At 52.3% G+C, this 25,066-nt stretch carries 18 protein-coding genes and 1 riboswitch; of the genes, 13 read left to right on the top strand and 5 right to left on the bottom strand.

Annotated features, from left to right (window positions below; all coding sequences use genetic code 11):
* The first annotated feature begins 10 nt into the window (after positions 1 to 10).
* Both NST84_RS23465 and NST84_RS23460 read left to right on the top strand, forming a co-directional pair.
* Complete coding sequence (locus NST84_RS23465) at positions 11 to 916, top strand: ABC transporter permease (RefSeq protein ID WP_342562530.1); 906 nt, start codon at positions 11 to 13, stop codon at positions 914 to 916.
* A gap of 20 nt (positions 917 to 936) precedes the next feature.
* On the top strand, positions 937 to 2,781 hold the full coding sequence (locus NST84_RS23460) for an oligopeptide ABC transporter substrate-binding protein (RefSeq protein WP_342562529.1): 1,845 nt from the start codon (positions 937 to 939) through the stop codon (positions 2,779 to 2,781).
* 131 nt (positions 2,782 to 2,912) lie between these two features.
* Here NST84_RS23460 and mnmA read toward each other — a convergent pair whose 3' ends face one another.
* Entirely contained in the window at positions 2,913 to 4,040 is a 1,128-nt protein-coding gene (gene mnmA / locus NST84_RS23455; protein ID WP_342562528.1) for a tRNA 2-thiouridine(34) synthase MnmA, read from the bottom strand.
* Positions 4,041 to 4,362: 322 nt separating this feature from the next.
* Between mnmA and NST84_RS23450 the strand changes: the two genes are divergently transcribed.
* Together NST84_RS23450 and NST84_RS23445 are read left to right on the top strand one after the other, a co-directional pair.
* Positions 4,363 to 4,782, top strand: a complete 420-nt coding sequence (locus tag NST84_RS23450; RefSeq protein ID WP_342562527.1) for an Rrf2 family transcriptional regulator — start codon at positions 4,363 to 4,365, stop codon at positions 4,780 to 4,782.
* Positions 4,782 to 4,842: riboswitch (Fluoride riboswitch) on the top strand. Its footprint overlaps the gene before it by 1 nt.
* Before the next feature lie 128 nt (positions 4,843 to 4,970).
* Complete coding sequence (locus NST84_RS23445; RefSeq protein ID WP_342562526.1) at positions 4,971 to 6,266, top strand: voltage-gated chloride channel family protein; 1,296 nt, start codon at positions 4,971 to 4,973, stop codon at positions 6,264 to 6,266.
* 349 nt (positions 6,267 to 6,615) lie between these two features.
* Here the strand turns inward: NST84_RS23445 and NST84_RS23440 are convergent, their stop codons facing one another.
* Together NST84_RS23440 and NST84_RS23435 are read right to left on the bottom strand one after the other, a co-directional pair.
* Entirely contained in the window at positions 6,616 to 6,801 is a 186-nt protein-coding gene (locus tag NST84_RS23440; protein ID WP_342562525.1) for a hypothetical protein, read from the bottom strand.
* A 248-nt stretch (positions 6,802 to 7,049) separates the two neighbouring features.
* The gene (locus NST84_RS23435) at positions 7,050 to 7,718 is read right to left on the bottom strand and encodes an SOS response-associated peptidase (RefSeq protein WP_342562524.1); all 669 of its coding nucleotides are present in this window, start codon (positions 7,716 to 7,718) and stop codon (positions 7,050 to 7,052) included.
* Positions 7,719 to 7,809: 91 nt separating this feature from the next.
* Between NST84_RS23435 and NST84_RS23430 the strand changes: the two genes are divergently transcribed.
* The 9 genes from NST84_RS23430 (at position 7,810) to NST84_RS23390 (ending at position 21,705) form a co-directional block, all read left to right on the top strand.
* A complete protein-coding gene (locus NST84_RS23430; RefSeq protein WP_342562523.1) occupies positions 7,810 to 8,277 on the top strand; it encodes a DUF523 domain-containing protein in 468 nt (155 codons plus the stop codon).
* Positions 8,278 to 8,503: 226 nt separating this feature from the next.
* Positions 8,504 to 9,649 carry a cysteine desulfurase family protein gene (locus tag NST84_RS23425; RefSeq protein ID WP_342562522.1) on the top strand — a complete coding sequence of 382 codons (1,146 nt, stop codon included), beginning with the start codon at positions 8,504 to 8,506 and terminating at the stop codon, positions 9,647 to 9,649.
* A 102-nt stretch (positions 9,650 to 9,751) separates the two neighbouring features.
* Positions 9,752 to 10,273, top strand: a complete 522-nt coding sequence (locus NST84_RS23420; protein ID WP_342562521.1) for a PRC-barrel domain-containing protein — start codon at positions 9,752 to 9,754, stop codon at positions 10,271 to 10,273.
* A gap of 14 nt (positions 10,274 to 10,287) precedes the next feature.
* Positions 10,288 to 10,497 (top strand): hypothetical protein, encoded by a 210-nt coding sequence (locus tag NST84_RS23415; protein WP_042179559.1) that lies wholly within the window; start codon positions 10,288 to 10,290, stop codon positions 10,495 to 10,497.
* 240 nt (positions 10,498 to 10,737) lie between these two features.
* A complete protein-coding gene (locus NST84_RS23410; RefSeq protein WP_342562520.1) occupies positions 10,738 to 15,264 on the top strand; it encodes a carbohydrate binding domain-containing protein in 4,527 nt (1,508 codons plus the stop codon).
* A gap of 132 nt (positions 15,265 to 15,396) precedes the next feature.
* Positions 15,397 to 16,794 carry a sugar ABC transporter substrate-binding protein gene (locus NST84_RS23405; protein ID WP_342562519.1) on the top strand — a complete coding sequence of 466 codons (1,398 nt, stop codon included), beginning with the start codon at positions 15,397 to 15,399 and terminating at the stop codon, positions 16,792 to 16,794.
* A 75-nt stretch (positions 16,795 to 16,869) separates the two neighbouring features.
* The gene (locus NST84_RS23400; protein WP_342562518.1) at positions 16,870 to 17,850 is read left to right on the top strand and encodes a sugar ABC transporter permease; all 981 of its coding nucleotides are present in this window, start codon (positions 16,870 to 16,872) and stop codon (positions 17,848 to 17,850) included.
* On the top strand, positions 17,847 to 18,704 hold the full coding sequence (locus NST84_RS23395) for a carbohydrate ABC transporter permease (protein ID WP_342562517.1): 858 nt from the start codon (positions 17,847 to 17,849) through the stop codon (positions 18,702 to 18,704). Before NST84_RS23400 ends, NST84_RS23395 begins: the two co-directional genes overlap by 4 nt.
* A 28-nt stretch (positions 18,705 to 18,732) precedes the next feature.
* On the top strand, positions 18,733 to 21,705 hold the full coding sequence (locus tag NST84_RS23390) for a hypothetical protein (protein ID WP_342562516.1): 2,973 nt from the start codon (positions 18,733 to 18,735) through the stop codon (positions 21,703 to 21,705).
* 5 nt (positions 21,706 to 21,710) lie between these two features.
* On the opposite strand, the gene NST84_RS23385 is transcribed toward NST84_RS23390, so the two are convergent.
* Positions 21,711 to 23,321 carry a response regulator gene (locus NST84_RS23385; protein ID WP_342562515.1) on the bottom strand — a complete coding sequence of 537 codons (1,611 nt, stop codon included), beginning with the start codon at positions 23,319 to 23,321 and terminating at the stop codon, positions 21,711 to 21,713.
* Complete coding sequence (locus NST84_RS23380) at positions 23,299 to 25,044, bottom strand: sensor histidine kinase (protein ID WP_342562514.1); 1,746 nt, start codon at positions 25,042 to 25,044, stop codon at positions 23,299 to 23,301. The genes NST84_RS23385 and NST84_RS23380 overlap by 23 nt, the downstream gene beginning before the upstream one ends.
* Between the last annotated feature and the right edge of the window lie 22 nt (positions 25,045 to 25,066).

Below are 25,066 nucleotides of genomic sequence, written 5' to 3'. Positions count from 1 at the left end.
GTGAAATGAAATGGCAAAATCAAGCGCTGAGCTCCCGCTCCCGCACAATATCGAAAAAAGCCCGTCAGGCTGGAGCATTATCTGGCGGGAAATTTTTAGAGATAAGCTGGCACTGACTTCCCTGATCTTTCTGGCTCTGGTCTTTATCGGAGTGTTCGGGACTGCCCTGTTCCTCAACCAGCAGGAGATTGTAAAGGTTGACCTGTTCTCTCTATATAAAAAGCCTTCAGCCAAGTTCTGGCTGGGTACCGATTACGGCGGCCGTGATGTATTCGGACAGCTCATTATCGGCACACGCAACTCGCTGAGTATAGGTATTATGGTTACCCTGATGACCGGGGTTATCGGAATTACAATCGGACTGGTTTCCGGATATTTCGGGGGCCTTATTGATAATCTGTTCATGCGTCTGGTTGACTTTTTCATGATTCTGCCGATGCTGATGATGGTCATTGCTTTTGTAACGGCCGTTCCAAAATATAACACACTAACCTTTTCGCTCATTATGACAGCATTCCTGTGGATGGGGATCGCCAGGCTGATCCGTTCCAAGACATTGCAGGAGAAAGAGCTTGAATATGTTCAGGCTTCCCGTACACTCGGTTCTTCCCATCTGAAGATTATCTTCAAGCAGGTGATGCCGAATCTCAGTTCGATTATCATCGTAACGATGACGCTGAATCTTGCAGCTAACATCGGGCTTGAGTCGGGATTATCCTTCCTTGGCTTCGGGTTTCCCGAAAGTACACCGAGTCTGGGTACGCTTGTCAGCTATGCCCGCAACCCGCAGACTCTGCAGTCCAGATGGTGGATCTGGTTACCCGCATCACTGCTGATCCTGGTGTTGATGTTGAGTATAAATAATGTCGGTCAGGCGCTGAAGCGTGCGACGGACGCAAGACAAAGAAGAGGATAATAAGGGAGGAAGAAACAAGTATGAGAAAAAGAAAAACCGGAAAGACAATGCTAGTCAGTCTGCTGCTTGTCCTGTCACTTGCTGTTACTGCCTGCGGATCAGGTAACAATGAGGCAGCTGAGCCTTCAGCCACCGCCGCAGCCACGGATGCCGCAGCTACTGCCGCTCCGACAACTGCTCCTGCAGCAGAGGATGGCCTGTACAACATTGCAGATTTCAGCAAGATTAAGACCAATCAGGGTGAAGCCATTGAAGGCGGTACACTTAACTTTGGCCTTGTATCTGATACTCCTTTTGAAGGCACTTTGAACTTTAACTTCTATTCCGGTGCTCCGGATGCTGAGGTTCTTGATTGGTTTGACGAAGGTCTGCTGACCTGGGATAAAGACTATGTGTACACCAATGACGGGGCGGCTACCTATGAAGTCTCAGAAGACGGACGCACCTTCACCTTCACCATCCGTGACAATGTAAACTGGCATGACGGCAAGCCGGTTACTGCTGAGGATTGGCTGTTTGCCCATGAAGTTATTGGTAACCCGGCTTATGACGGTCCGCGTTACGGCTCCGATTTCACCAATATTGTTGGTATGGAAGAGTATCATGCCGGCACTGCGAAGACCATCTCAGGGATCAAAGTGCTTAATGAGAAGCAGTTAGAAATTACTTATGTGAAATCCACTCCTTCCCTGTTGACAGGAAGTATTTGGATTTATCCGCTGGCTAAGCATATCTTCGGAACCATGGATGTTGCCAAAATCGCGGCTTCTCCTGAGGTCCGCCAAAAACCAGTCGGTTTTGGTCCGTTCAAAGTGGAAAGCATCGTACCGGGCGAATCTGTTGTATATGTTAAGAATGAAGATTACTGGCGTGGTGCTCCCAAGCTGGATAAGGTTGTGCTGAAGGTTGTTCCTCCGACTACAGTTGTGCAGGAGCTAAAGGCTGGGAATATCGATGCGGTCGACAACTTCCCGATAGATCAGTTCCCTGATAACTCCGGTCTATCTAACGTTGAATATCTTGGCGCAGTTGACCGCGCTTATACTTACATCGGCTTCAAGCTGGGTAAATGGGATGCGACTAATAATGTAGTTGCGCCTGATCCAAATGCCAAAATGGCAAATGTAGCTCTGCGTAAAGCTATGTGGCAGGCAGTTGATAATGATGCTGTCGGTAAAAACTTCTATCACGGCCTGCGCTGGAATGCAACAACACTGATTCCGCCATCCCATCCTGAATTCCATGATGACAGCAATCCGGGTATGCCTTATGATCCGGAAGCAGCAAAGCAGACTCTGGAAGATGCAGGCTATAAACTTAGCGGTGAGTTCCGTACGAATCCGGATGGCACGCCGTTGACCATCAATTTTATCTCTATGACCGGTTCGGATATTGCTGAGCCGCTGGCTCAATATTATGTGCAATCCTGGAAAGCAATCGGTCTGAATGTAACGCTGGAAATGGTTGAGTTCAATACATTCTATGACCGTGTAGGCAGCAACGGCGAAGATGATCCTTCGGTTGACGTCTACCAGGGTGCTTGGACCGTGGGTATCGACGTTGATCCGCAAGGACTCTACGGCCGCGATGCAATTTATAACTTCCCGCGCTATGCAAATGAAGAAAGCGACCGTCTGATGGCGGAAGGTGTATCTGAAGCTGCGTTTGATGTAGAGAAACGTAAAGAAATCTACAAAGAATGGCAAGCGCTGATGGTTGAGGAAATCCCTGTATTCCCAACCCTGTACCGCGCTGCACTTGTTCCGGTTAACAATCGTGTCCTGAACTATTTCATCGGTGATGGAACAGGAATGTACAGATATAACATTGCAGTATCTGCTGATAAAGGGATTGCTGCAGAATAATTTTTTGTACCCGCAATTTTATTTCTGAATTCAAGTTTAACAACAAAAACCCCTTTGGCTTATGCCAAAGGGGTTTTTGTTGATCCTGCCTAAGTACAGCTGGAGGTTTAATTATAATATCCGTACAGGAATTACCCCTGAGGCTGCGGCACAACCTTCTCCGCTACTTCAATCGTTCCGCCGCCCAGACACTGCTCGTCCAGGTAGAAGACAACGGCCTGTCCCGGTGTGATCGCCTTTTGCGGCACATCAAACTGAACATCGACGTTACCGTCTTCCCGTGCAGTCAGTGTGACGCCCTGGTCAGGCTGACGGTAGCGGAACTTGGCAGTACATTTCAGCGGCACATCACCAGGCGCAAGGGTCCGGCCGTCGATCCAGTTCACGCCGGAGGCGGTCAGGCTGGTGGAATACAGGCTGTGATGCTTGTCCCCCTGCACAACATAGAGAATATTCTTCTCCAGGTCCTTTTCGGCCACGAACCAGGGCTCTCCGTTGCCTGAGCCGCCGATTCCCAGTCCCTGCCGCTGTCCTAGCGTGTAGTACATCAGGCCGTCATGCCGGCCTTTTACTTCGCCGGTGGCGATATCAACCATATCTCCGGATTGCGCCGGCAGATACTGGCTGAGGAATTCGCGGAAATTGCGTTCGCCGATAAAGCAGACGCCGGTGCTGTCTTTTTTCTTCGCAGTATACAGACCGGCTTCTTCGGCAATTCTCCGTACTTCCGGCTTCGGCAGATGGCCGATCGGGAACATGGCCTTTGACAGCTGGCTCTGGTTCAGCGCATTCAGGAAGTAGGTCTGATCCTTGTTGTTGTCCACGCCGCGCAGCAGCTTGAACACACCATCCTCATCGATCACACGGGCGTAATGGCCGGTGGCCACATAATCCGCACCCAGCTGCAGCGCCTTATTCAGGAATTCCCCGAACTTGATCTCCCGGTTGCACATGACATCCGGATTAGGTGTCCGGCCTGCCTTATATTCATCGAGGAAATAGGAAAAGACTTTATCAAAGTATTCCTTTTCGAAATTAACGGTATAGTAAGGGATATCAATCTGCTCACATACACGGCGCACATCCTCGGCGTCGGTCTCGGCAGTGCACACTCCGAATTCGTCGGTATCGTCCCAGTTCTTCATAAAGATGCCGATGACGTCATAGCCCTGCTGCTTGAGCAGGAGCGCCGTAACGGAGGAATCGACTCCCCCGGACATGCCGACGACGACACGTGTATCCTGTTTAGCCTTTGTCATTCCAATCACCATTTTCTATGCACAAAATACCGGTTATCCCCACTGAACACCCGGCTCATTTTGTATTATAACATACCTGTCTACTCTAAACTGCCTGAGGACAGGGGAATTTGGTGCAGAAACAGCGGCGATTTTGACAATTTGTCCACCAGTGGCGAACAATCTGCCAAAAAAATGACTTTGACGCTGCAAATGTGTCCGCAGATATGATAACATAAGCATAGAGCAAACATCGGAATACGTTGATATGACATTGCTCACAATGTCTACTTAGCTTATCGTGAACTACAAATGCAGCAATTAAACCGAAAGAGGTGCCCCTTTGAAAATATCAACAAAAGGACGTTACGGATTGACCATTATGATGGAGCTTGCCCTGAAATTCGGCGAGGGTCCAACATCACTAAAAAGCATTGCCGAAAAAAACGGATTGTCCGAGCATTATCTGGAGCAGCTGATTGCCCCGCTGCGTAATGCCGGACTTGTAAAGAGCATCCGGGGAGCTTACGGCGGATATATTCTGTCTCGTGATTCCGCAACCATTACTGCCGGAGATATTATCCGTGTGCTGGAAGGACCGATCTCACCGGTTGATTTCACCGAAGAGGACGATCCGGCCAAACGTGACCTCTGGCTGCGTATCCGCGACGGCATTGCCGATGTGCTGGATTCCACTACCTTGTCCGATTTGATTAATTATAAAGAGGAAAACAAGGCTGATAATTACATGTTTTATATTTGAGGAATAAAGGCGATGGAGTTCGCCATTAACTGCCGAGAGGCTAATGACTCCTACCAGCGAAGCATATTCCTGGTAGGAGTCTGTTTTTTTATGTACCACTTTATGTGCGAGTCTATGTACAACGTTATTTATAGCTTAATTATGAAGGGAAGAACGGTATGGATCGGTGGAGACAGAGAGGGTCTGTAATGTTAGAAAAATGGTGGTTTGCCGCAGCCTGGGGCACCCTGCTGAAGTGGATTGTGCTCGGCAGCGGAGTGGGGGTGCTTGCCGGAACAGCGTCCGCTTTTTTTCTGAAGAGTCTGGACTACGTAACCGGGGTGAGAGTAGCCAATCCGTGGCTGCTGTTCCTGCTTCCGCTTGGGGGAGCGCTGGTCAGCTATCTGTATTCCAGATACGGGGGCAGCAGCGCAAAGGGAAATAATCTGATTCTCGAGCAGATTCAGACGGACAGTGAGACTGTGCCGCTGAGAATGGCTCCGCTGGTCTTATTCGGAACACTGGTGACCCATTTGTTCGGCGGCTCTGCGGGGCGCGAGGGAACAGCCGTGCAGATGGGCGGGAGCCTGGCGGACTGGCTCGGGAGAATGCTCAGAGTGAAGCCTGTTGACCGGAGGATTTTACTGATATGCGGGATCAGCGGCGGATTTGGTTCTATTTTCGGAACACCTTTGGCCGGAACGGTATTTGGTCTTGAAGTGCTTGCCATCGGGCTGATCAGTCATGAAGCGCTCATTCCTGCTTTTGCAGCCAGCTTTGTCGGGAATCTTACTGCAACTTCTCTTTGGGGCGTTACCCATTTGCATTATCCGATCGGGGATATTCCTCCTCTTTCCTTAATGGTAGTACTCAAGGTTGTGCTGGCTTCCGTGCTGTTCGGCCTGGCGAGTACACTGTTCAGTGAACTGACCCATGCGCTGAAAAAAGGGTATACCCGCCTGTTCCATAATCCTGTTCTAAAAAGTGCCGCCGGCGGTGTGGTGATTATTATCCTGGTATATGTGCTGGGAACGAGGGATTATCTGGGGCTGGGACTGCCGCTGATAGAGGCTTCTTTTACCGGAGATGTCCCGCCGTTTGCCTTTCTGGGCAAGCTGGTGTTTACCTCGCTGACGCTTGGAGCCGGCTTTCAGGGCGGAGAAGTTACCCCTTTATTTGCCATTGGCGCTACTTTAGGGCATGCGTTAGCCGGATGGCTGCACCTTTACGGTCCTTTTTTGGCCGGACTCGGTTTTATTGCCGTGTTCTGCGGTGCCGCCAATACGCCAATCGCCTGTTTTTTGATGGGTATTGAATTGTTCGGAGGGGATGGGGCGGTGTACTTCTTTATCGCCTGCCTGGTGAGCTATCTATTTTCGGGGCATACGGGGATTTATACCTCCCAGCAGATCGGCATCTCCAAAAGCCGGCTCAGATCCTTCCCGCAGGGAACGACACTGGCCAAAGCCAAGCTGCCCAAAAGAAAAGGGGACGGCACACTTTAAGCGGGTCTTCAGCATAATTTCATCAGGGGTTAAGCTAAAGGCGGTATAGTAAGGACATCCCCTTTTTTGTATAGTTTCTTCAGACCCTGCCGGACGCCGGCGGGGTTCCTTTTTGTTAACGAAGTTTACGGTCTTCTTACCTGGGCCTGACATTCCAGAAACAAAACGGTGCTAAACTAAACGTATCCCCAAAAGTATGTAATGTTCGTTCATGTCCCTCTTGAAACCCTGCCGGTTCCGGCGGGGTCTTTTTTATCTGCTGAGGGTCAAGGGGGAGAGCCGGATTAGTAGAAAAAGAAAGGGAGGAACGGAAGGAGGGGTGAGGGAGATAATGCCGGATAACTGCCGTTTATATTCTTTTGTAGCGCTTAATGGTCCAGAATGGCAGGTTTAAAGAGCCTTTGTCTGTTTTGAACTCAAAGGATTCCGCGGAATGACCTTTTTCACCTGTGCCTCTATACGTTTCACCGCTGATCAGATGGATCTCGAGCAGAGCTCCTTCAGCGATCGCTTGTTGAAGTTTTGAATTTTGCAAAATATTGTCTCCTCTTACTGTATGCTGTTTAAAACGCTATGTGGATTATTAAACCAACTGTTTGTAGTTTACACGCAAAATGTGAGATATGACAAAGTTTTAATGATTTGCACATAGGGTTTGCCGGTCTGCTGAAAGATCAATGACCCAAAGGTCATAGTACCACTTCTGTAGTTTAGGGCATAATGCGTAAAAATGAAAACTTTCCAGAAGAGCACTACTAAAAAATGTACGGCTGTGCAGTTTAATCAGGCTTCCTTAATAAGCTCAGGATAATCATTTCTTACATTGCCTACGGCCGTAGACACCGGGTATGCCCGCATCTGTGCGGCGTCATAAGGCTGAAGCAGCCGGAGCAGAGCAGAGACATCTTCGTTGCTGCGGTCAAGCCACTGTGTTTCAGCTTCAGGGGGAAGGATCACAGGCATCCGGTTATGGATGTCTGCCATAAGGCTGTTAGGTTCTGTAGTGATAATTGTGCAGGTGCTCAGCTTGTTGCCGTCCATGTCCGTCCTGATATCATATAATCCGGCCAGTGAAAAGATGCGGCGCTCCGGCAGCACAATCCGCATAGGCTGTTTACCGTCCGGGCCCTGCTTCCATTCATAGAAGCCGTCTGCAGGAATGATGCAGCGACGGGAGCGGAGCAGTCCTTTGAAGGAGGCCTTTTCCAGCAGTGATTCTGCGCGGGCATTGATTCTTGTGCTCCCGCCCTTGTCATCTCTGGCCCAGGAGGGGATAAGTCCCCAGCGCAGTGTACCCAGCCGGTTGCGCCTCCCGTCATGGATGACCGCAGGAATATGCTGAACCGGTGCAGCATTGTATTTGGGAACGTAATGGATCTGCGGAGCTTCGTCTATGAAATACCGCATCATCAATTCGTCCAGCGTTACGGTAATGGTATATCTTCCGCACATAACTCAAAGTACCTCCTGGATTTTGTCCAAATATATTTGTTATTATAGTTCATGCTGCGGACATGCGTGAAGTTAAGGGAGGAGAATACATATGATTCTGATCAGCTCCTGCCTGGCAGGGATGAAGGTGCGGTATAATGGAACAGATTGTCTGGAAGACAGCCTGAAGCAGCTGCTTGACAGCGGCAAGGCGGTCACGGTTTGCCCGGAGCTGCTGGGCGGCTTCATGACACCACGGGAATCGGCGGAAATTACCGGCGGTACGGGTACAGATGTGCTGGACGGCAAAGCTAAGGTGCTGGACCGGTCGGGTAATGATGTCACCGGGATGTATCTGGATGGTGCACGGATCACACTGGAGACGGCCCGCCAATATAATGCATCGGTCGTGGTACTTAAGCAGAACAGCCCTTCCTGCGGGAGTACTATGGTCTATAACGGAGAGTTTGCAGGTGTGAAAATCCCCGGTGAAGGTGTTACAGCCGCCCTGCTGCGCAGAAACGGGATCAGAGTAATCTCCGAGCAAGAGCTTCCGGACAGGCTGAAAGAGCTGGTATAATGGCGGGACTTTGAAGCTGCTGAATACTGAAGGCTCCAGGCTTTCAGTGCAGCAGGTTTTTACATATTACAATGGACGAATCTGCATTATTCTATTCATCGGCCTAATAGATTCAAATGTTACAGCATTGTGTTCTTTGGCGGGTGGTAAAAGACGGCATTCAGCAGTATAATCGAGAAGCCTTAAGAAAACCTGAATTTTAATTTCAAGAAGCGGAGAAACAAGTATGAAATCCATCTATTTGGACCATGCCGCCTCAACCCCGGTTCATCCGGAGGTGGCCAAGGTCATATACCATATACTGACTGAAGAATACGGCAACGCGTCCAGCGTGCATCATTCCGGACGTGCTGCCAAAAAGATTATCAACGGCGCGCGCGATACGATCGCGGGCTTTTTGGGCTGTGCGCCGGATGAATGGGTGTTTACAAGCGGCGGCACCGAAAGCGACAACCTGGCGCTGCTGGGCGCTGCAGCTGCCACTGTGCAGAAAGGTAAACATATCATTACTACTGCGGTTGAGCATCATGCGGTCCTGCATACCTGCGAGGAACTGAAGCGGCAGGGCTACTCCATCACCTATCTGCCGGTGGATTCCACTGGACGGGTGTCAGCTTCGGATGTTGAAGCAGCCCTGAGGGAAGATACCGTATTGATCAGTGTGATGTTTGCCAATAATGAGGTTGGAACGGTGCAGCCGATTGAAGAAATCGGCAGTCTGGCAGCTGAACGGGGAATTCTGTTCCACGTTGATGCGGTCCAAGCCCTTGGAATGCTGCCGATCGCACTGCGTGAGCTGCCGGTGGATTACATGAGCTTCACCGCCCACAAAATCAACGGCCCGCAGGGCATCGGCGGCCTGTATGTACGGCGCGGTGCGCCGCTGCATCCAAGACAGCATGGCGGTCTGCAGGAGCGCGGCAGACGGGCCGGAACGGAAAGTCTGGCAAGTGCAGCCGGTTTTGCCAAGGCGGTAGAGCTGGCAGTACAGGGACTGGAGCAGCGGCGTGAGCATGCCCTGCAGCTGCGCGGTACAATGCTGGCCGGACTGGATCAGCGTGTGGGACAAGCCGGATATGCAGTCAACGGCAACCCGCAGCATTTTTTGCCGGGTATTCTGAATGTCAGCTTTCCCGGAGCGGGTACAGATGTGATGCTGATGAACCTGGATATGGAGCGGATCGCCGCCGCCAGCGGTTCTGCCTGCACCTCCGGTTCACTGGAAATCTCCCATGTACTGCAGGCCATGAAGCTGCCGGCAGAACTTTTGCAATCTGCGATTCGCTTTAGCACAGGTTTGGGTAATACTAAGGAAGAAATGGAGTACGTTGCCCAAAAAGTTGAAACCATTCTGAAACGGCTGCGTAAATAGGTTTGGGATTGTTGCAATCCTGGCGCCGTTCTCAGGTGATACCTTTCTTTCAACTCTATGGGAACTCGTAAGTACACTCAGAGTGGGGAGACTTTAGCAGTCATGAAACTTCAGGATTTGATTGGCCTCACTGTATATGAAGTCGAGGAGGGTACCGAAGTCGGCAAGCTTGTCGATTGTATTCTCGATTCAAACTGGAATATTACGGGTATTGAACTGGAAAGCAAGGCTCTTTTTTCCAGTCATGTGAAAGTTGTGGCATGGGAAGATATTGTAGCATATGGCGAAGACGCTATCATGATTCGCAATAAAGAGTCGATTGTTAAGGCCGACACTGACCATATACCCTATACATTTCTTTTGGGAAAGAACAAATTGAAGGATCTTCAGGTGCTGACTACATCGGGAAGTAACCTGGGACGGATATCGGATGTTTATTTTGACCAAAAGTTGGGAAACACAATAGTAGCGCTGGAAATCAGTGACGGGCTTGTAACGGATTTGATAGAAGGCCGTAAATGGCTGCCTTGTTCTGAAGAGATGTCCATCGGGGAGAATGCCGTGCTGGTTCCCGCGATGAGCGAAGAACGGCTACAGAAAGCCATTAATATTGTTAACGGATAGGTGGAATGTATTTTATGAAGTGTCCAAACTGCAACTCCAAGGATATCGGCAAGATCGGTTCACACCAGTTCTATTGCTGGGGCTGTTTTATTGAATTAACGGTCAACGGTGAAAAAATGTCGGTTTATCAGGTTGAAGAAGACGGCACACTCAGCTCGCTTGACGATCTGTTCTCAGGCGAAGAAATTGCTCAGGATTTCCCGCAAATCCACGCATCCTCTTGATAATTTCAATGGTATAACGTACGTTTGGAATAGTTGAAAAGATGTACCGGACCCTATTTCCGGATGGCCACTACGGCCGCCCGGAAATAGGGTCTTTTTGTTTTTTAAAAAGTTGCAACTTTGTTATCCCTGCTAAGGAATTGGTATGTTCGGTGCAGGGAGAGGACTCTATACTGAAATCTACCGGAGCGGAGAATGTGCCGGAAATCAGCAAAATTCTACATCAGGGAGGAATTTTAAATGTACCGCAAAGTACTAAACAGGGTATTGGTAGCTGTTATGCTGCTGTCGGGCTTTCAGCTTCCGGTAAACAGCGGCCTGGCAAATGCGGCCGTTACGGAAGAACTGCCTGTATCGGCCGCAGCCCAAATGCCGAAATTCACGGATATGGAGCAGCATTGGGCAGCATCGGCAGCGGACAGACTGGCAGCGGCCGGCATTCTGCAGGGGACAGCAACCGGCAGATTTGAACCGGACCGTGCAGTCTCCCGGGCCGAGCTGGCAGCCATTCTCAGCCGGGTGTTCCGTTACACTGCAACAGGCATTGCCGGTTTCAATGATGTAAGCGCTTCTTCCTGGTATGCCGTTGAGGTGAGCAAGGTAAATGAAGCGGGGATAATCAAAGGCTACGGGAACGGGCAGTTTCAGCCGGATGCGGCTGTCCGGCGTGAGGACGCAATGACGATGCTGGCCCGCGCCTTCCGGCTGGAAACTCCTTCTCAGGATATGCTGAATGTGCAGGCAGACTGGGCAGCGGTCAGCGCTTATGCACGGGAAGCCGCCAGTGCAATGCTTGCCTCGGGCTATGTTCAAGGCGATCCGGCCGGAAAACTGAATCCGAAATCGGAGATGACCCGGGGCGAACTGGCCGTTCTGCTGAGCCGGATGATCGGATGGATCAGCCCGGCCGGGGGGAACTATCCTGTAGGGACGGTATCCGGCAACGTTATCGTGAACCGGCCGGACGTGCACATCCAGGATGGAACGGTCAATGGAAATCTCTATGTGACCGCCGGAACAGGAGAAGGGGAAGCCTCATTCACCGGGGTGAAAGTGAAGGGCGACACTTTTATTTCCGGAGGCGGTGAACATTCGGTGATCTTCCGTCAATCCGCCCTGAACCGGACGGTTGTTGACAAGCCCGGAACAGCGGTGCGGCTCCGGCTGGAAGACGGAAGCACGGCTGCCAGGATCGAATTAGACAAGCGGAGTCGAGTAGAGATTGAAGCCGGCTCACGGGCCGATGTTCTCACCGTTGATGCCGGAGCCGCCGGATCAACCATTATAAATCTGGGACAAATCGGCTTGCTGGAGGTAAGCGCCGGAAAGGTGCTTATGAACGGGACAGAGCTGAAACCAGGAGAGACGCTGCGGAACCTGACCGGAGGCGTAGCCTCAGCGCAGGCCAGTGCTCCGGCAACCCAAGCGGCGGACGGAACTGCCGGTGAGGGTGCGGCATCAACACCGGCACCTTCACCGGCGGTTTCGCCCGGCCCGACACCGGCGGCTTCTTTTACACCTGCCCCAACTGCGACAGCGACACCTGCACCGTCTACGGATGAGGAGCAGTGGGAAATGGTCTGGAATGACGAGTTCGAAGGAACACACATTGACGAGTCGAAGTGGAATATCCAGGATACGGGAACTGTATACAACAATGAACTGGAATATTATCACCCGGATAACGTTTCCCTGGAAACCGAGAGCGGCCAAAGCGTACTGGCACTCGAAGCCCGAAAGGAAGCTTACGGCGGGAAAGAATACACATCCGGCAAGCTGACCTCAAAGCTTAAGGGGGACTGGACTTACGGTAAGTTTACAGTACGCGCCAAGCTGCCGATTCAGCAGGGAATGTGGCCGGCGATCTGGATGATGCCGACCGATGAAGAGAAGCAGTACGGTCCATGGCCGGGGAGCGGTGAAATGGACATTATGGAGCTGACCGGACCGGTGGCCGGCGATACGGAAAAAGCGGAGCTGTATCCGAGAACGGTACATGGATCTCTTCATTACGACATTCCGCATATCTCCCAATCCAAGACTTATGTTTTGCCGGAAGGTACAACATTTGCTGACGATTATCATGACTTCACCCTTGAATGGCTCCCGGGTCTGATCCGCTATTATGTGGACGGCAACCTGTATTTTGAAACGAGCGACTGGGGGACCAAGGCAGAGGGCCAGCCGGATTACTATACGTATCCTGCACCGTTCGACCGTCCGTTCTACATGATTCTTAATCTGGCAGTCGGCGGAGATTGGCCGGGCGACCCGGCCGCTGACTTCCGTTCGGATAAGATGTATGTCGATTATGTACGGGTCTATAAGTATAAGGAGCTGGATCAATGGCCAGATGTAACAGGTAAGCGGCCGGAGAAACCGGAAAATGCGGCTCCGCAGCGTCCTGTGCTTGCTGACGGCAACCAGATTTACAACGGAGATTTGAGCGGCAATGCAGCCCAGGGTCTGCCGGAATTTTGGCAGCTTATTACGAATGCCGGGGGAGCAGGAACTACGGCCGTCATTGACGACAAGGACAAGGGCAAGGCTGTAAAGGTGTCCTTGGAGGAGGCGGGAACCCAGAATTATTCCGTTCAGCTCACCCAGATGCCGCTTATTCTGGAGAGGGGTAAGGCCTATAAGGTAACATTCGATGCCAAAGCGGATGCGGTCCGTCCGGTGATGAGCAAGCTGACTGAATACGGCGGGGGATGGACCGCCTACTCCAAGGAGAGGAATTTCCAGCTTACTCCGGATTGGCAGTCCTTTGAATACAGCTTTACCATGACACAGGCGACTGACAACAATGTCCGTTTTGAATTCAACCTGGGTCTTAATAATACAACGGCCTATTTCGCCAACGTCCGGGTTGCCGAGACAGAGCCTCTGCCTGTAGTCCGCACTCCGCTTGCCGACGGCAATCTCGTGTACAATGGAGGATTTGAGCTGGGGAAAGACCGGCTGGGCTATTGGAGCTTTATGGTTAAGCCTGAATCGGGGGCAGCGGCTGAAGCCAAGGTGATCAGCACACTGGAGCTGCCGCTTGTGAAGCGCATTTTCCATGCTGCGGTCGAGCACCCGGGAGAATCGGCTGAAGACGTGACACTTACCCAGTCAGGTCTGCCGTTGTCCGCGGGCGGAGTCTATCAGCTGAGCTTTGATGCCAGGTCAGATCAGTCAGACCTCCTTGGCATAAAGCTCGAGGCCGGCGGGGGGGACAGCATCTACCCTGACGGATCAACACTCGCGCTGACACCGGAATGGAAGCATTATACAGCGGAAATCTCACTATCCGGTTCAGCTTTCTCTGAAGGTACACTGTCGTTCCTTCTTGGCAAGGCCGGCGGTCAGCCGGAGATTGACAATGTGCGTCTGGTTCGGATGTCCGATCCGCCTGTATTAAACGGGTATCTTCATCTCAGAGGCGACCAGTATTCCGGCGCGTCGGGAATTCAACTGCTGCCAAGCGGTGAGGGCGGCAAGGATGTCGCCGGTATGGATAAAGGTGATTACGCAGAATACAAAGTGGTTCTTCCTCAGGGGGCAAGCATTGTTCCGGTAGCCCGCGTATCCAGTGTACAGGCGGATTCCGAACTTGAGCTGACCGTACTGGATGCGGGCAAGCGCAGTGTGGTGACGGCAGACGTCTACAAGACTGCAGTCGGGGATACAGGCGGAATTCAAAGCTACCGCGCAGTCATCGGGGCACCGCTGGATTTGCCTGCAGGAACCTATTATTTCCGTCTCGGCGGCAACGGCTACAATCTGGCCTGGCTGGATCTTTCCCGAGAGATGGTGGTGAATGGTGGATTCAAGGACGATTCGACCGAAGGCTGGACGCTGTTCAAGAAAGACTGGGTAGACAATGATCCTGTGAAGGATACGGCAATGTCTGCCGGGAATGGCGTACTGCAGGTGGCCCTTGGCGGCAGCGGCGACGAGGAATGGAATGTACAGGTCAAACAAGGCGCAATTCCGGTGGAAAAGGGCAAGAAGTACCTGCTTCGCTTCGATGCGGAGGCTTCGGCAGCAAGGCTGATCCGGGTACTGGTCCAGCATGACGGCTCTTTGGACAATAATTGGACCGCGTATGCGAATGAGACAGCCAGTCTGACTGAGGCTGGCGGACACTTCGAATATTATTTCACCGCTCCGGAAAGCGATGCCGCGGCTGTGCTTCAATTCAGTCTCGGCCAGATAACGGAGCCGCTTGGAGCACATACTGTCTCCCTCGGCAACATTTCCCTGCTTCAGGTAAACCCGGTGATTGCCGGAGAAGCCTACGGCGAGAATCTGATCCCGAATGGAGATTTCTCAGCTCCGATCCAGGGCTGGAGCTCCTATTCCTCTGACAGCGGAGAGTTATCGATTGGTAATGTGAACGGGGCATTGCGGATGCAGGTGGGCTCTACAGGAGCGAACAGCTGGGACCGGCAGGTGTATTACGAGGGTGTGGCCTATAACGAAGGGAATCATTATACCCTCACTTTTAAAGCGAAGGCGGAGGCACCGCGCAAAATGAACATCAGTATCGGCTGGCTGGATGCCGCAAATAATTACACCTGGCACGGGTATGCAAGTAAAATTGTTGACCTTGGTACGGAGTATGCGGAGTATACGCTTGAGTTTGATGTCACTGGAGGCAGTACAGCCATCGGCCGGATTTCATTTGAGCTGGGGAATATTGCTGACGGAGGCACGGGTCACCTTGCGGTAGAGGTTGATGATATTGTGTTGACGAACAACGGAACGGTAGCTGCACCCTGAGCATGCTTAATAATTTGTTATACAGGCTTGGGATTTGGTATTTAGAGCGGCCAGAAACGCTCTTATAATCAGAGTATGGGGGACGGGCAGCCGTTCTCCCTGATCTTCAAATGACAATGGGGGAGATTTATTGTGAAAAAGACAGCGGTATCCATCAGTGCGCTGCTTATGGCATTTTCATTGGCCGTCAGCGGTTGCGGAGGCAATAACAATTCTTCAAATTCTTCTAACAACGGAGGAGAGCAGAAAGGATCCAGCGAGGCTACGGCATCTGCGGCCCCAAGTACAAAGCCGGTTACCTTGAATGCCTGGGTGATGCCGAACAGTCCCAAACCGGATGCGGACTTCCTTCAGACCCTTGATCCGTACCTGAAAGAGCATCCGAATGTCACTGTAAAAGTAACCGTCCTGGACTGGGGCTCCGCCTGGACCAAGATCACAACCGCGGCTACAAGCGGTGAAGGCCCCGATATTCTTCAGCTTGGATCGACCTGGGTACCGGCAATTGCCAGCATGGGCGGCATTGACAAGGTGACCGATAAAGTGGCTGACGTGGGCGGTGCCGAAGCCTTCCTGCCGGCTATCTGGAAAACGACATCCATCGCGGGTGACAGCGAGGTATACGGCATCCCTTGGTTTGTTGATGCACGGGCGATCTACTACCGGACTGATGTATTTGAGCAGGCCGGGGTAAATACGGAAACCGCGTTCAAGGATTGGGATTCCTTCAAGAGCGCGCTGGAAGCAGTGAACGGACAAACAGTGGACGGCAAGAAGATCGCTGCACTGGGACTTCCGGGTAAAAACGACTGGAACGTTGTGCATAACATCTTCCCATGGATCTGGGCGGCAGGCGGCGACGTTCTGTCTGAGGACAACAAGAATGTAGTCTTCAATGAAGAGAAGGGCCTGGAAGGTGTTATGTTCTACACAGGGCTTGCGAATGAAGGCCTAGTCGATAAGTCTTCGCTTGAAAAGAACTCTTCACAGATTGAGAGCGATTTCGGCGACGGCAAGTCAGCGGTAATCATCTCCGGACCTTGGCTCGCCAAGAACTTTGCCACACCAAAAGCTAACGGGGGTATGGATGACAAGAAGGCGGCCAAAAACTTTGCGGTAGCTCCGCTTCCGGCCGGTCCCGGCGGACAGGCAACCTTTGTCGGCGGCAGCGAGCTGACCGTGTTCAGCGGCTCCAAGAACAAGGAAGCCACCTGGGAGGTTATCAAATACCTGACCTCGGATGAGGCGCAGAAAGCCTATGCACAGGTATCCGGTCAGCTCCCTGCAAAGTTGTCTCTTCTGGAATCACCGGATCTGGATGCCAACATGAAAGCATTCTCGGAAGCAACCAAATACGGCAGAACGTATCCGGCCATCCCGCAATGGGGCCCAACGGAAACGGCGCTGCAGAAGCATTTTGCTAACGTCTGGGATATTGTTGCCGGCGTAAAGGGCAAATACAGCAAAGAGAGCATCAAGGAGGAGCTGGATTCCGCGGCTTCTGAAGTCAAAGCTATTATTAATCAATAACGACTTGAATGCAGAGAGGCCGCCGCGCGATCAGGGCACGGCGGTTTCTTTCATACACAAAGCGAGGGATAAGAGATGGGACTCCATACTGAAAATAAACTTCCGGCAAAAGCCCCTTCCGGCAAGCGCGGACTGTGGCGAAAGCGGGTCAAAGATAATAAGTTCGCTTATATGCTAATGGTGCCGACTATCATCTTCATGATGCTGGTGCACTTGCTCCCGATGCTGCAGGGAATCTGGATGTCATTTTTGAAGCTGAACCAATTCACGCTGGTCAAATACTTGAAAGCTCCGTTTGTGGGAATGGACAACTATATCGGACTGCTGTTTAACTCCGATAATCCGGTCCGTCAGGGGCTGAATTTTGCAATTCGCAACACAGCCATCTATGCCGTTATTGTAACAATTGGTGTAATGATTATGGGGCTGATGATGGCCATGCTGCTGAACCGGGATTTTCCCGGCCGCGGCATTGCCCGCACAGCTATGCTGTTACCCTGGGTCATCCCGTCTTATGTTGTCGGCGTGCTCTGGGGCTTCATGTGGCAGCAGAACGGCATTATCAACTATTTCCTGGTCGATGTCCTGCATATCTTCAACGACAAGCCATTCTGGCTGCTGGGACCCAATACCATCTGGGCGATTATTATCCCGACCATCTGGCGGGGCTGGCCGTTCCTGATGGTCATTTTCCTGGCCGGACTGCAGACGATTCCTGAAGATATTTATGAAGCGGCTACAATTGACGGTGCCAATAAGCTCCGCCAGTTCTGGAATATAACACTGCCCATGCTCAAACCGGTCATTGCAGTACAGCTCTTGTTCCAGATCATTAATAATGTCTACTCCTACAATATCGTTTCCACGATGTTCGGTAACGGTGCCGGATATCCGGGAGAATGGGGAGACCTCCTGATGACTGCCTTAACCCGCCAATCCTTTGGCTATTGGTCGTTTGGTTCCGGCTCTGCCGCTTCAATGATGCTGATGTTCGTAATGCTGATGGTTGTCGGCGTATGGTACCGCGCCTTTAGATCGGAGTTGAATGCCCAATGAGTACACATAGAAAACGTTCTGTCTCTTCGTTTCTGCTGACATCACTGACCTGGCTGATTGTCATCGTGACGATCTTCCCGATCATTTGGATGATCTTTACCTCCTTGCACTCCAACGACCAGATTTTGAACGGCATCACAAGCTTCAGCCTGACGAAGCCGCAGTGGGTCAATTATATTAACATGTGGGACACAGTGAATTTTGCTATTTATTTCCGGAACAGTCTGCTGATCTGCGGCGCAACAACCCTGCTGGCCGGCTCCTTTGCCGTTCTGGCCGGATATGCGCTCGCCCGGTTTGATTTTCCGGGATCGAAGGCGTTCAGCATGAGTATCATATCCACCCAGCTTATCCCGGGTATTATGTTCCTGTTCCCGATTTACCTGATGTTCCTGTGGATTAAAAATACGTTCGGCTTACCGATGATCAATACGTACTGGGGGATGATTCTTGTCTATACGGCGTTTTATACGCCGATCAGTATCTGGATCATGCGCGGTTTCTTTGTCTCCATCCCAAGAGATCTGGAGGAGTCCGCAGCCATTGACGGCTGCTCCAAATTTCAGGCTTTTTACAAAATCATTCTGCCGCTGTCCGTACCCGGCATCATTGCGACCGGCATCTTTATCTTCCTAACGGCGTGGGATGAGCTCCTCTTTGCCTGGGTGCTTACCACCAGCTCTGATGTCCAGACGATTCCGGTCGGTATCCGCTTGTTTGTCGGACAGTACAATACCCGCTACGATCTGCTGATGGCGGCTTCGACTGTCGTGACTGTGCCGGTTATGGTTGTATTCTTCATGACGCAGAAGTACTTTATCAGCGGTATGACCGCGGGCGCCGTCAAGGGCTGATCCGCGAATGCCAGGAAGGGTGAAATCGATGTTGCTAAATTGGAATACCGCAAGAGAGACCAACGCCTCGGCCGAAGATATTCTGAGACAAGTGTTTGCCGACCGGATCGGCACCGGAGAGAACGTCAGCGCACTCTTTACCGATTCAGAACGGCGGGGGGCTGTAGGGATAGCCGGCTTGCCGTTTAGGCTCCCCGCCATTCAGGAATTGCTCAAGCTGCCGGCGATAGCTGCTCTGCTCCCGGCGCAAGCCGGTGCATCCGCTCTGTTCGCCATCAACAGCGGGGGAACTAAGCTGTCTTTATCTATCAGGGGTGCGGGGAGTGAGGAGCAGACCATAGAAATTCCGGAGGCTGCGTCAGCGGAGGCGCTGGAGCTGCTGCGAGCTGCACCGGGCTGGGCAGGGACGCTTAACGCTGAGGGAGAGCATGTAATCGACCTGAGGGCACCTGTTCCGGGTCCGCACTTTGCGGTCAATCTGCTCTTGGGCAACCGTCTCAGCTTCCCTCATCCGCTGCAGACCACCCCAAAAAGCGTTGTTGACCGTCTGGGTGGCGGGAGCTTCCGCTCACACGCCGCAACCCAGGTTCTGGCGACACGCTGGGATATGCGCCAGGAGGAGAACGGCTTCCCGGCTAACCGGCAATTCTATTTATTCGAGGAAGGGAAGCAGATCTTCTATTCTGCGGACCCTGGAGACGAAGGCATTGAATCGGCGGTCTGCCGGCATTCACAGAATGCAACGGTTATCACCTACCGGACCCGCTGCGGTCTGGAGATAACCCGGACCATCTTTATCCTCCCTCACTCGGAAGGTATGCCTCTGGCAACAGAAGCACAGCGGATCGAGCTGGTGAATCTCGGAGAAGCTGAACGCCGTCTGCGGATTGTCTATACCGGAATGTTTGGCTCCGCTGCTCCCGGAGCCCTGTTTGAGGATGTGCTGTACAGCAATATCATTATGCAGGGCGGCGTGCTCCAGGATTCCGCCGGAGCGGTGGCGGCTGTCAGTCCCGATTATTATCCGGAAGGCGGGAAGCATGATCTGCGCTTTCACACCATGATTATTCACGGGAATAACGGAGCTGTGCTGCCGCGCGAATACTGCCTCAGCTACAATGAATTTGTCGGTACGGGCTCTCTGCACCGCCCGGCTGGTGCGCTCAGGCTAAGCAGCATTCTGCAGCGCAAGGGACCCGGCTTCTTCGCTGTAGCAGGTGAGGTTTCTATTCCGTCAGGAGCTAAGGCAGCTGTCGACCAGCTGACCGGCCTTGTCTCCGACAAGAGCGGTGCGCCTTGGAACGACACAGTGCTTGCAGACGAGGTAGGGGCGCTGATTGACCGGTTCTCTGCCCGCAGCGCGGCAGAAATGGCGCTGGCCGAATCAGCCGGCTTCGTGCGTGAGTATGGCAAGTTCCTGCAGATAGCCTCCGGTGATGAAAATTTCGATGTATTCGTCAACCGCAATCTGCCTTTTCAGGTGCTCTACCAGTCCTTTGTCTCACGCTCCTTCTGCCAGACACAAAAAGGGTACAGGGAAATAGGCTTCCGTGAGATCCAGGATTTGTACGCCTCGATGTACTATTTTACCAGTATGGGAAGAAGCGGCCTGGTGAAGAGTCTCCTGAAGGAATGGACCGGCATGGTATTCGGTCTGGGCTATGCCTATCACAATTTCTTCTGGAACGGCAAGGAGCCCGGTAAATGGTCCGACGATGCCTTATGGCTTGTTCAGGCGGTCTACCGTTACGTAATGCTGACAGGCGATCTCGGATTCCTGGACGAAACCTGCCCGGTGGCGGGACAAGAATCCAGCCGGCCGGTCTTTGAGACTTTGAAGGCAATTATTGTCTATTCGGGCCGGATTTCGGTGGGCCGGCACGGGCTTCCGCTGCTGGACTACGCCGACTGGAACGACTGTCTGAAGCTGGATGATACGTATCTGAACGGACCTGCCAAGGAAGAGCGTTACCGGAAGCAGCTGGAAGCAGGCGGAGAATTCGGCGATCCGCTGGAAAGCGATTATTCTGAGAGCGTCATGAATGCTTTTCTGCTCAAGGTGGCTGTAGATGAGCTGTCTGTCCTGGCTGTCCGGAAGGGAGAAACGGATTATGCCGCGGAGCTTGACCGTTTCGGGGAAGAGCTGAGGGGACGTATCCAAGAGCATGCCTGGAAGGACGATTTCTTCGCGCGCGTGCTGTTCAACCGCTATGCTGACGGCAAATATACCTATTTGGGTGCTGCCGGAGACGGCCTCTCGGCCGATCCGGCCGCCAGCGGTTCTTATTTCCTGAATTCCTTCTCCTGGAGCATTCTGTCCGGCTGTGCGGATGAATCACAGATCAATGTCATGCTGAACCCAATAAAGTCACAGCTTATGACCCCTTACGGCTTGAAGCTGGTGTCGCCTGTTGCACTGGGGCGGGTATCCTCCCATACAGCTTCCGACGAGTATTTTCCGGGGGACCGTGAGAACGGGGGCGTATTCAAGCATGCCTGCATGATGGCCGCTGCAGCAATGTTCAAGGGGGCCAAGGAGGTGGCGGATACAGAGCTTGCCGCTGAACTGGGACGCTTCGGCTATTGGCTGCTGGACCGGATTCTGCCCTTCAAAACGATGGCTGATCCGTTTGCAGTCTGCGGAAATCCAAGATTCTGCACGCAATACAACAACAGCGAGACCGGTGAGAACATCGGCCCGATGCTTAGCGGCACCTCGACCTGGCTCACGCTCTCGCTGATGGAGGCGCTTGGTATTGAGTATACGGCGCAGGGAATCGCACTCAATCCGATTCTGCGGGAGGAGCAGACAGAATTGGCCTACACGTTGAAGCTGGGCGGCTCTTCGTACCGGATTCGGATCACCAAACCGGAGGGCTTCAGCCGGATGCAGGACGGCATGGCCAATCTGACGCTCGACGGCCGTATGCTTGAGGCAGGGCTCGTGCCGGCTGCTGATGACGGTCTCGACCATGAGGTAGAGCTCCGGTTTGAAAGCTAAGAAGGCTACAATGCCCGATCGCGGTAATCCTGCGGGGTCATTCCGGTATATTCTTTAAAAAGCTTGATGAAATAATGGGCATTGGAATAACCCAGCTCAGCGGAAACCTCATATATTTTGAGCGGCGTATGAATCAGCAGATACGCCGCTTTTTCCATCTTGGCCTGACCGATATAGTCGCTGATTCGTTTGCCTGTCTCCAGCTTGTACATTTTGGACAGATAGACCGGATGCATCTGCACATGATCGGCAATGGCCTGGAGTGAGACATAGTGCAGGTTGCTGTTGATATATTCATGGACGCTTTGGATCAGCACAGTACGGCTGTCCCGGCGCTCTGATTCAAAATGCTCTCTCAGGAGGAGAATGACGTGGAGCGCCCATTCCCGCAGCTTGTCCGGCGTCTGGAAGGGAGGCTGCTCCAGCAGCGGATTGCCTACAATCTCGCTCAGCATTTTATTGTTCTTGTGGGCAAAATAATAGAATGCCGTTTCCAGATGCAGGCGGGCTTCGTGGATATGCTCCAGTGAGCGGTCCGGATTGCGGCCCAGCTCTGCTGTAATGGCATTCAGCTTGTCTTCAATTCCCTTCCAATTATTCGCCTCAAACATATGTGAGAGCAGCGGGGGCTCATAGAGCGGCTGGAGAATCTCAACTGACTGGGCAACGCTTTTGTCAGTGGCATCCAGATAAATACCGGTTTCGCTGCCGATATGCTGGCGGATGGCAGAGATAGCGGACTGGTAGAGAGAATAGACCTGATCCGGGAAAGTTCCCCAGCCTGTAGTGACAACGGACAGTCCGCCTCCAATCAGCGTGCTGACATGATTCTGCAGCTGGTAGGCGCCCTGGGCTACCTCATCGCCCGGATTGCTGCCGGATTCGATATCCTCTCTTGGCTGAAGCAGAAATACAAGATAATCATGGACATCCTTACAGGACCAGATGCGGAACCGGTCCTGAAACAGCTCCTGCGCAATATTAATGATCGCATATTCAAACAGCAGCATGCTGTGCATGTCCTGGCGACGGAAAAATTCCTCGGGTCTGACAACTGCAAGGCATACCGGCTGGCTGGTAGAGAGCGGCAGATCGAACTGTGCCAGCCGTTCCTGCAGCTGCGGCCCCGAAAGCTTACGTCCCTGCAGCAGATCGCCGAGCAGACGGTCGCGGAGCAGAGGAAGGTGCTCGCGGAAGGTCTGCATCGTCCGCTGGTAGGAGGACCAAGCCTCCCATTCGCCGCGCAGCTCATTCTGGAGCTTGGCGATGACAGCAACCAGCTGGTCATTGGCAATCGGCTTCAGCAGATAATAAGCGCTGGCCTGCTCCTCAATCGCTTTGCGGGCATATTCGAATTCGGCATAACCGGTCAGCATAACGACCCGGATATGCTTCCAGCGGCTGCGGATGGACGCTATCAGTTCAATGCCGGAGATCTCCGGCATATTGATATCCGTTACTACAATATCAATCGGATAACGCTGAAGCAGATCAAGAGCCTCGTACCCGGAGTAGGCTTTGTGAACCAGCCCGAAGCCCATCTCGGTCCAGGGAAGGGAGATAGACAGATCGTCGACAACATACGGCTCATCATCAACCAGTAGAATTTGGTGCATGGTGTTCCTCTTTCTTCTCCATACAGAGAGTGATTATTAGTCCTCCTTCGGGGGAGGGGGAGATCAGCAGGCCGGAGGAATTGCCGTAGTGATATTTAAGGCGCTGCTGGATGTTCCAGAGGCCGCAGCCTCCGTCTTCGCGTGTCTGTTCGGACAATCTGGCCTGCAATGAGGCAATCGCCTCACCGGTCATACCTGCTCCGTTATCCTCTACAGTGACTGTAACCGCAGAAGGCGTTTGGCTGGCCGTGATCCGGATGAAGCCCTGTCCGATTTTTTTCTCAATCCCGTGAATAATGCTGTTCTCGACCAAGGGCTGAATCAGCAGCCGGGGGATCTGCATGCCCAGCAATTCACCGGCGATATCCATCGTATAACAGAGCCGCTGTTTCCTTAGATTCTGAATCTCCAGGTAATTCTCCAACAGCTTCAGCTCATCCTCAAGCGTTGTGAGAGAATGGTCGACTCTGGTGATATAACGGTAATATTCCCCAAGATTAAGAGCCATGGCTTCTACCGAGGCTGTATCGCCGACAACGGCCTTGCTTTTGATAAAAAACAGGCAGTTATAGAGAAAATGCGGATTGATCTGTGATTGAAGCTGCTTCAGATGGGCATCTTTGGCCTGGAGCTGCTCCAGATAGACCTGTTCAATCAGCGCTTGGATTTTTTCCGCCATTTCATTGAATTCTTCGTTAAGCATCGTGAACTCGGGATTGGTCCTGGCATGAATCCGGGTAGACCAGCGTCCTTCCTTCATTCTGTTGAGGGAACGCAGCAAGAGGCTTACAGGACGCTGTACCTGGCGGTAGAGCTGAAGGGAAAACAGCAGACTCATGACCAAAAGGATGACCGAGCCTGTAAGAAAAGTGTAACGGCTGCTCTGGATAGGCTGTAAAATCTGTTCGAGAGGCGAATAATGAATGACCTGCCAGGTAACCGCCGAGGACGGGACTGAGCTGACGAGAAAGCTGCCTTCCTTAAGGTTGAAAATATCTGAAGTCTCATGGCCTGCCAGAGGCTCCGCGGCTGTAATGATCTGCCTGGCCAACTCCCTGTCGGTATGACGGGAGAGAATGACCCCGTAAGCCGGATGGTACAGGAAGGTGTCACCTTTGTTTTGCGACTGGTACGTATCGAACATCCGCTCAATATTGGATACGGGAAAATACATGGACATCAGCAGCTCGGCCTGCCGGGGATTGCCCTTGTCCTCGACCGGATCGGACAGAAGCAGCCGGAAGCCGGCTTCATTGCTGCCCTTGCCTTCGGGAATATATTCCCAGCCCGGATGCAGCGGCTTTTCCAGGACCGAGGCATCGAATGACAGTGAAGAATCCGACCCCAGGGTCTCACCGCTGAGCGGCTTGTACAGGACAATCCGGTTCTCCCACGTGCTGGAGCTGGTCTGCAGGGAAAGCTTCTCCAAGACAGTCATTACGGTCTGGGCAGGATCAATAAGGTGGCCCAGCTGCTGAATCTGCTCATAGTCACGGATAGTCGGATCTCTTTGAAGGGCATACATGCTGCCTGCCAGCTGGTTGATATTGTTGTCCATCTGCTGAGTCAGAAACTCCAGATGATTCAAATCGGTTGTTTTGATCTGGTCCGTAATGACACCGATATCCTTGCGGTACGACAAGCCGTAGAATAAGAGTGTTACTAAAATGAGAGAGAACAGAATCGCAACCATTTTGACAAATAGATTCGCACGCCTGACCATACAATCATCCTTTTCCGAGACT

This window comes from Paenibacillus sp. FSL R7-0345 (assembly GCF_038595055.1).
Taxonomy (GTDB): Bacteria; Bacillota; Bacilli; order Paenibacillales; family Paenibacillaceae; genus Paenibacillus_AQ.
Note: the sequence above shows the minus strand (reverse complement) of the source record. Positions and strands in the feature narration are given on the sequence as shown.